The sequence below is a fragment of the Oleiphilus sp. HI0125 genome, from assembly GCF_001635355.1.
In genome coordinates this window covers 1-538 of the sequence record NZ_LWGF01000532.1, presented here as the reverse complement: position 1 = coordinate 538, position 538 = coordinate 1, and the positions used below count along the sequence as shown (strand labels likewise).

The 538-nt window shown below is 40.0% G+C and carries 2 protein-coding genes; both read right to left on the bottom strand.

Features of this window, described 5'->3' with window-relative positions; translation table 11 throughout:
• Positions 1-275: ATP-dependent metallopeptidase FtsH/Yme1/Tma family protein (locus A3762_RS06730; protein WP_369820672.1), on the bottom strand; the 275-nt coding region annotated here is incomplete at its 3' end.
• A 121-nt stretch (positions 276-396) separates the two neighbouring features.
• A partial coding sequence (locus tag A3762_RS06725; RefSeq protein ID WP_304439272.1) for an SAM-dependent methyltransferase occupies positions 397-538 on the bottom strand: 142 nt, incomplete at its 5' end.

The window sequence follows — 538 nt, the reverse complement described above, 5'->3', positions numbered from 1 at the left end:
TCCTTACCGATCACCGTAACGTTATTGTTAATCAACTCATCCATTAGCTTTGGATCTTCGACCATTGGTNGAACGGTTGAATAACGACGGTTGTCTGAAGTTTCGACTTCAAAACGCAATCCATCAATTTCAACTTGGCGGACCTGCCCACTCTGAACAAGCTCAATAAACTGTGAATAGTTCATTGCTTGCGTTTTTTGCTGTGCACTGAAGTTGTTAAACACCGTCAGCAACACAGCTGCGATCACCAACCAAAGTACCAGATTCTTGACCATATCGTTCAAGAGAAACCCCTCTCAATTACAAAGTGATGTGTGTATTACGACTTAAAATATACAAGTAGATTCTTAAATTAGCTATTTAACGATCTTATATAATTTTTAAGCTTTCCAAGCTCTAGCCCTTAAAACCAATACCTATTTGGTACACCTCACGCGAACGTGCACGCGAAGCATCAGGCTTACGGGAATAGACCTTAGTAAACATTGTGCGCATTTGCTTAAGAAGTTCATCAAAACCTTCTCCTTGAAAAACCTTC